6 protein-coding genes and 5 pseudogenes are annotated in these 7,207 nt (G+C 42.2%); 4 read left to right on the top strand and 7 right to left on the bottom strand.

Annotated elements, in window-relative coordinates:
• Positions 1-116, bottom strand: a pseudogene (locus WMO65_RS15505) (transposase); the annotation flags it as partial.
• A 250-nt stretch (positions 117-366) separates the two neighbouring features.
• On the opposite strand from WMO65_RS15505, the gene tnpA reads away from it, so the two are divergent.
• The 4 genes and pseudogenes from tnpA to tnpC form a co-directional block, all read left to right on the top strand.
• Positions 367-777, top strand: a complete 411-nt coding sequence (tnpA, locus tag WMO65_RS15500; protein WP_243107825.1) for an IS66 family insertion sequence element accessory protein TnpA — start codon at positions 367-369, stop codon at positions 775-777.
• Positions 771-1,112, top strand: a complete 342-nt coding sequence (gene tnpB, locus WMO65_RS15495) for an IS66 family insertion sequence element accessory protein TnpB (protein ID WP_118743670.1) — start codon at positions 771-773, stop codon at positions 1,110-1,112. Before tnpA ends, tnpB begins: the two co-directional genes overlap by 7 nt.
• 142 nt (positions 1,113-1,254) lie before the next feature.
• Positions 1,255-1,599, top strand: a pseudogene (locus WMO65_RS26660) (transposase domain-containing protein); the annotation flags it as partial.
• 12 nt (positions 1,600-1,611) lie between these two features.
• Positions 1,612-2,556 (top strand): annotated as a pseudogene (tnpC, locus tag WMO65_RS15490) (IS66 family transposase); the annotation flags it as partial.
• 56 nt (positions 2,557-2,612) lie between these two features.
• Here tnpC and WMO65_RS15485 read toward each other — a convergent pair.
• The 6 genes and pseudogenes from WMO65_RS15485 to WMO65_RS15460 all read right to left on the bottom strand — a co-directional run.
• Positions 2,613-2,819, bottom strand: a pseudogene (locus tag WMO65_RS15485) (IS21 family transposase); the annotation flags it as partial.
• A pseudogene (locus tag WMO65_RS15480) lies at positions 2,817-2,957 on the bottom strand (sugar transferase); the annotation flags it as partial. The pseudogenes WMO65_RS15485 and WMO65_RS15480, both read right to left, overlap by 3 nt.
• A gap of 131 nt (positions 2,958-3,088) precedes the next feature.
• Positions 3,089-3,460, bottom strand: a complete 372-nt coding sequence (locus WMO65_RS15475; protein ID WP_117650070.1) for a hypothetical protein — start codon at positions 3,458-3,460, stop codon at positions 3,089-3,091.
• 40 nt (positions 3,461-3,500) lie between these two features.
• Positions 3,501-4,217, bottom strand: coding sequence for an integrase (locus WMO65_RS15470; protein ID WP_227081578.1), 717 nt, complete (start codon positions 4,215-4,217; stop codon positions 3,501-3,503).
• A complete protein-coding gene (locus WMO65_RS15465) occupies positions 4,210-6,063 on the bottom strand; it encodes a recombinase family protein (RefSeq protein ID WP_021860394.1) in 1,854 nt (617 codons plus the stop codon). The genes WMO65_RS15470 and WMO65_RS15465 overlap by 8 nt, the downstream gene beginning before the upstream one ends.
• Entirely contained in the window at positions 6,060-7,031 is a 972-nt protein-coding gene (locus WMO65_RS15460) for an AAA family ATPase (protein WP_349064431.1), read from the bottom strand. The genes WMO65_RS15465 and WMO65_RS15460 overlap by 4 nt, the downstream gene beginning before the upstream one ends.
• Positions 7,032-7,207: the final 176 nt, after the last annotated feature.

Below are 7,207 nucleotides of genomic sequence, written 5' to 3'. Positions count from 1 at the left end.
AAGGTTGCTAAATATAACGCTTTGAGCAACGCTGTGTCGCTTGGAAATACGCTTCTCTGGCGGTTCAGCTTTCGATAGGTGGAATCCAGTGATTCAATGGCATTTGTCGTATTAAGCCGATATCGACTTAATACGACTTATCCCGAAAAAATAACTATGCCGATATTTCAAGAAATCCCTGTGAACAGGGGAATCTCAGGAAAAATATCGGCATAGTTTTTCTATAGTAAGCGCTTAATTTTCAGCCGTTGATAGAAAAATAGTAAGCGCCAAATATTCCTGCGGATTTCCTAATCCTTAAATTTTACCTATAATTGAAGTCGATAGATATTTAAACTATTTCACTACAATGATGGAGGATAGGTTATGTCAGGTACACGCAAAGCCCGGGTTCCGATGGCGGAACAGATCAGGCTTATCAATGAATGCCGCCAAAGCGGCATGACAGATGCTGACTGGTGTCGAGAGAACGACATTGCAGTAAGTACCTTTTATAACTGGGTCAGCCGGTGCCGGAAAGCGGCAGCGGATCAGATCCCGGCAGCGAATCACGGTCATCTTGAGGTCCCCCACCCCAAACAGGACGTGGTCCCCATTGACATTGTCCCGGATCGCATTCCGGTACAGCATACAACATCACAGATGCAAAATCCGTACTTTGATAATCCGCATACGATCGAAGTTGCTATGAAGAATATCCGGATCCGCATCAGCAATGATGCAGATCCGGTTCTGCTCACCAGAACATTCCGCCTGCTTCAGGAGCTCTCATGTTAGGTGACATTTCCGGACTTGAAAAGGTCTACATTGTCTGCGGCTATACCGATATGCGCAAGTCCATTGACGGACTTTGCGCCGTGATCGAGGACCAGCTTAAGATGGATCCTTCGTCCAGTGCTCTCTTCCTTTTCTGTGGAAGAAGACGGGACAGGATCAAAGCCTTGTTCCGTGAATCGGACGGCTTCGTTCTGATCTATAAGCGGTTGTCTGTCCGCGGTGGCTATCAATGGCCCAGGAAGCAGTCAGAAGTCCGCAATCTTTCCTGGCGTGAGTTTGACTGGCTGATGTCTGGGATTGATATCGACCAGCCAAAAGCCCTTAAAGCAAAGTAAAAGCCATCTGGATCTCAGCAAAAATCCTGCACAGAAAAATCCGAAAATCCTCTGTAGATTCGGCATTTTTCAGGAGCCATTTTCCTTTAGTAAAAGCCCTGTTTCTGGTATACTGAAGGTATCAAATCCGAGGAGAAAAACGATGGCTTCCAGTGCAAAAGATATCCAGCTGCGAGAGCTGAAAGATATGGTATCACAACTGAAAACAATGGTATCTGAACAGACTGAGATGATCAGATCTCTCCGCCTTATTATTGACGAGAAATCCAGTCATGAAAAAGCACTTCAGGAACAGGTAGACTATCTTACCCAAAAGCTTTTCGGCTCTTCCAGCGAAAGAAGATCTGATGACATTCCAGGACAACAGAATCTCTTCGATGAAGCGGAAATGGAACAGGATCCATCCCCGCTGGAAGAAGAAACTGTGATCAAGGAACATACCCGTAAAAAGACGGCAGCCCATGAGGAGCTCTTCAAAGGCTTGAAGGTTGAAAAAGTAGTGATCCCTCTTCCGGAAGAAGAGCAGGTCTGTCCGGTATGCGGTACACAGATGGCCCTGATCGGCGAGGAGTATGTCCGCCGGGAGCTGGAGTTCATTCCCGCTGCATGCAAAGTGATCGAATACTACAGCCAGAGTTATGGATGTCCCTCCTGTAAGGAAGGACTCGGCGATACAGAAAAACCTGTGATCATAAAGTCTCAGGTGCCGGAGGCTCTGGTAGGGAAAGGTCCTGCCTCGGCTTCCACTGTTGCATGGACCATGTATCAGAAGTACGCCAACGGGCTTCCCCTATACCGGCAGGAGAAAGACTGGAAGCAGTATGGCGCCCAGATCAGCCGCACCACTCTCGCCAACTGGATCATCTACTGTTCCCGGAACTATTTCCAGCCAATGTATGATTACTTTCACCGGGAACTGTTGAAACGCCATTTCGCAATGGCAGATGAGACAAGGGTCCAGGTGCTGAATGAGGAAGGACGCAGAGCCCAGACCCAGTCATTCATGTGGCTGTTCCGCAGCGGTGAGGACGGGCTTCCTGCAATCATCCTGTATGGCTATTCCCCGACCAGAAGCGGCAGCCATGCAAAGGAGTTCCTGGAAGGCTACAGCGGATATCTGGAAACGGATGGCTATCAGGGCTATAACAATCTCCCAGGGATCAGACGCTGTTCCTGTTGGGCACATATCCGCCGATACTTTATCGACGCTGTTCCCAAAGGTAAGCAGTATGACTACAGCCAGCCGGCAGTGCAGGGAGTCCAGTACTGTAATCGGTTATTCGCCATTGAGGATTCCATAAACAAAAAGTATCCTGGTGATCATAAAAAACGGAAGCAGCTGCGTCTCGAGAAGGAAAAACCTGTTCTGGAGGCTTTCTGGTCGTGGCTTGACCAACAGAAGCCTGTACGGAACACCCGGATGGATAAAGCAGTAAACTATGTCATTAACCGGCGCGATACAGCCCAGACCTATTTGGAGGACGGACGCTGCAGTTTTACTACGGTGGCTTGTTTCCACTCGGCAAGTTCAAAAGGTGTAGCAGGCAGCGGAGCCAGTAATGGCATTTCTTCCCCAAGAAATAAGCTCAACCTGCTGCATTCCTTTTTTTGGAACTTACGAGCGTTATAGGCTTCCAGTTTTTCTCTGATTGCGGCATTTAATTCTGCCAAAGAGAAAAACTGTTCATTTCGAAGGGCTGCCGTAAGCCTTGCCTCATCCTTATATCGAATACTCGCTTCACTGGTCACACCTGCCGGCAGAAGCAAAGTCGCAAACATCTCCGGGGTATATTTTTTAACAAAACGAGTTGTTTCGGGCCGGGTTCCTACCAGGCTCATGTTACCTCCTGATGTAAAGATAGAAACAACTTTTTTTCAGAGAAATTTTTTCAGCACCATACCATGCAATTACCCTCAAAAACAGCACAAAAAAAGAACCTCTGATCTCTCAGAAGTCCCTATTTTACGCTGTTTTCTTAAAATTCTTCCACTGTCAGCATCGTTGCCTGCTTCATATCAAATTCCACCAGATTGTACTCCGAATGGCATATTCCCGTCAAACGATACGTCTTTTCCGCATCCCATTCGCACGTTTTCCATATCATTCGCAGCATTGGCACACTACTGATCTTAAATTCCCAATTCTCCGGGTTATATTTAGGCACACGAAAACACTCTGCATCTTTTCTGGCACATGCCTGCACCACCAATCCCCGCTTTTCAGGATTAAACAAAAATCTTATATACTTTGGCTCACCCAATGCCACTATCGTTGAATGAAAAATCCGTATCTTCCCCCATTTTTGGCATAGAGAAATCCCCGGTATCACAATATTATGTTCCTGCACACTGATACCTCCCGTCTTTAGGGCAGACTTTCCCCTTTAACTATTTTCCTGTTGTAAATTCTGCATAACCATCCAGCATATTTATTTCCAGTGCTTTCCTATGTTCTTCCACTGGCAAACCAAAAGAATCTTTCCATTCCTTTGGATAAAATGGTATTCGATTTTTCCTTTTTATTTCTTCCACTGAACGCTCATTATCTGTAGAATTTGATGCTGTTTCTTCTATATTATTAGCCTTGTCAGTAGTAAACTGACTTTCTGTGTCTTTTTTCGCTCTTTTTCCTTTAATGTCAAGAAATATCTCCGTTTCCATCAAGTCAAACACATAAATTGTTTCATCTTCAAAAGTAATCTTGTGTCCCAAAATCTTATATCGGCAATCCAGATTCCATCCCATCATTTCATACATCATTGCAGAAAAGATTTTATTTGTCATTTTTCTGCTTTTACGCTTATCTGGTTTTGCCACACACCAACGAAGTGCATCTTTATCATTTTCCTCACATTTTCGGACAACCATTCTCTTACTATCCTGGTTCACAAGTATCTGTATGTAAACTGCATCCTCTAAACCAGCAATGCAGGCTGTATTAAATGTCACACTATCTCTACGAATCACGACAGCCGGTTCCCTTAGATGAGCAAACAGTTCTCGTCTGACAACCTGATACCCATCATAACTAAAATCCTCCGCCAACTCGATTGCTTTCTGATCAATAATTTCTTTTTCATCCGTATACTCCGCTGTATCATGCATAATTAGCACACCTCATTTTATCTATCAATTTCTCTGCTGACTCCAGCAGAGCATTGAGAACTTCTCTGGTTATAATCTCCATCCCTTCAACAGTTCTTGCAGGACGCAGTATGTCCCAGTTTCCTTTATATGACACTCTCTGTAAAAACACCATTCTATTTGTAGACTCTCCAAAATTATATGCCCAAGCTTCCGGATAAAGTATTTTCTTTACTGGCTTCTGAGCTTCTTCTGGCTTTTTCTCCGTTTCTTCCGCAAATTGTTCTTCTGCCTTTTCCTGTACAAGCACTTCTGGTTCTTCTAATTCAAAAATCATTACCTGTTCATCTGCAGTACCGCAAAACTGTCCTCGCAATTTATACTTGCAGTCTTTATTCCATCCCATAAGCTCATATAATGGCCCTGAAAATCCTTTACAGCTTTTTGGGAGCACCGCCCAACGTCCATCTCGTATAGTTCCCCATTTAATAGCATTTATGCTGCTTTTTTCGCATGGACGAACTGCAATGCACTTTTCTACAGAATTGAAAAGTAATTCTACATACTCTACATCTTCAAATTTTTTCAAACAAGCTGTATTAAATACAATTTTTCCTGAAGAAATCGTTACTGCCGGATCGAATCTTGTTGAAAAAAACTGCGCCCTCACAATTTCATAACCGCTTAAATCAAATCCTCGGTTTTCCGTTTTCTCTACACAAATTTCATTATTGTTTTCAGAATAAGCACTTAATGATGCCTTTTTATAATCTGCTGACGAAAATCCATTCCATGCACGATTTACAGGTACAAAGCCTTTTAAGGCTCCCTGATCTACTACCTGTAAAGTTGGCAATGGATACCCTTTTTTCATATATTTGCTTGCATCCAGCATTTTTTGCGCTGCATCATAAATCTCCCGGCTCACAATAGCTTCATGGTGATCGGTCTGTCTATATTGGTTCCGATCATGGTTATTTTTCTTTGATTTATGATCCAGGTAATTAGGTGTAAAAGTTTTTCTTGATAAAACATCCCCACAATGCCTTTCATTGCGTAGAACATTTACAACTGTACTTCCTGTCCACTTTGTATTTCCTAATTTAGTTTTACGTCCTAAATCCATCAAAATTTCAGCAATTTCAGAAGTAGGAAAGCCACTCAGGAACAGATAATAACACAAGCGAACCGTATCTGCTTCCGACTCATTAATAACTAAATTCCCGTCCTCGTCCTTATCATAACCTAAGAGTTTGGGTGTCAGAAATATTCCTCTTGAAAACCGTTGTTCAATAGAAATATTCATAATTTCACTTTTCGTATGTGATTCTTCCTGTGCTGCTGCCGATAACACTGCAAGCATCATTTCGCTCGTATTATCAAGTGTGTAAATATGCTCTGTTTCAAAAAATACGCCTACCTGCGGTTTCATATTTGCTAATTCACGAACTTTAGCAATACAATCCACGATATTTCTGGCAAATCGTGATACACTTTTGGTAACTATTAAATCTATTTTTCCTACTTTGCAATCCTCGATCATACGATTAAATTCATCCCTATGCTGTAAAGATGTGCCGGAAATTCCCTCATCCGCATATATCCCAACCAGTGTCCACCCTGCATGTTCCTTTATCATATCTTCATAATGATTTTTCTGCAGTTCATATGAAGATGTCTGATTGGCATCATCTGTAGACACACGGCAATAAGCACACACCCTTTTGGTGCCTGCATCTTCAAATAATTTTTCTTTCTGTTTCGCAGGAATGAACTCTAATTCGCTGCGATCCACGCCCTTATACCTTGCACGAATCTTTTCTTTCCGTTCTTCCTGGCTTGCAGCATGTTTTTCCTGTTCGTTCATATGCTGTCCCCCACTTCCATATGCCAGTACCAGATTTTACCTTTTTTATATGCTTTTATTTCAGAAATTTTCTTTGCTTCCTGTACCGTTCTTTTTGCAATACCATACTCTTTCATTTTTTCATAAATATAGGTACTTGCTAAATCTTCTACTGATAACAGTTTTTGCAGATATTCTACAGCAATATCTTTCTTTCCTGTGCTTTTCTCAACATTAAGCAACTCTTCCACATTTATCTGGCATTTTCCAATCCATCGAAACCCTTTTTTCTTATCCAGTTCAAACCCTATCGGTTCTCCTTCTGGTGCAAGGCTTGATTTTACCGGAAACATATACCGTTTCCAAGGTTCTTCTTTATCTCTGGATACCATAAGAATGCTTCTCGCTGCTGCCGCAATGTCAATACTGCCTAATCCTCTGTATAATTGGTTTCCACCACCACTTTTGTTCATGTGTCCAACTAATACTATTGCACAATTAGTTTCTGCTGCCACCTTGGATAACTTTGATAAGATTTCTCGCATTTTTACTGCATTTGTCATATTTCCATTGTGACCGATAAATGCCTGTATCGGATCAAGCACAACCATTTTCGCACTGATCTGTATAATAGCATTTCTTATACGTTCATCTTCCAGTGTCAATTCATCATTATCTTCCTTTATGAATGCAACCTTACTACAATCAGCCCCAGCCTGTTCCAGCCTTGGTTTTATCGTATCTCCTTTTCCATCTTCTGAACACTGATATATTACCATCTCTGGCTTTTTTATCTTCTGTCCATCTGGCAAATATCCGCCTTTTGTTAGTATCGCTGCAACATGAATAATCAGTGTTGACTTACCCTCTCCCGGATCTCCCTGCAACATTGTAATCTTCCCACAGGGAATATATGGGTACCATACCCATTCCACCTCCGAGGCTTTCACATTTGAATAAAATTCAACACCCGTATTTATACTTTCCAAATTTGATGCCCCCGGTGTCTTTTGCTCTTTTTTCTACTACATGTGAATAATTGCATTAAACTTCTACTTATGTTTCATTATAATATATCTTTTTTGGGAATACAATAAGGAATATCAAATGTGTGTAGAGTTTCGCAATAAATCTTAACTAATAGTCAAAGTCTAGGAGGTGACAG

Origin of the sequence: Blautia caccae (assembly GCF_040095955.1) — a bacterium.
GTDB classification, from domain to species: domain Bacteria; phylum Bacillota; class Clostridia; order Lachnospirales; family Lachnospiraceae; genus Blautia; species Blautia celeris.
The sequence above is the reverse complement of the archived record's forward strand: the minus strand, read 5'-3'. Positions and strand labels throughout refer to the sequence as shown.

Excerpts from the sequence above, each read along its gene's own strand:
- tnpA (WP_243107825.1), top strand. The coding sequence starts at position 367 with ATGTCAGGTACACGCAAAGCCCGGGTTCCGATGGCGGAACAGATCAGG.
- tnpB (WP_118743670.1), top strand. The coding sequence starts at position 771 with ATGTTAGGTGACATTTCCGGACTTGAAAAGGTCTACATTGTCTGCGGC.
- WMO65_RS15470 (WP_227081578.1), bottom strand. The coding sequence starts at position 4,217 with ATGCATGATACAGCGGAGTATACGGATGAAAAAGAAATTATTGATCAG.
- WMO65_RS15465 (WP_021860394.1), bottom strand. The coding sequence starts at position 6,063 with ATGAACGAACAGGAAAAACATGCTGCAAGCCAGGAAGAACGGAAAGAA.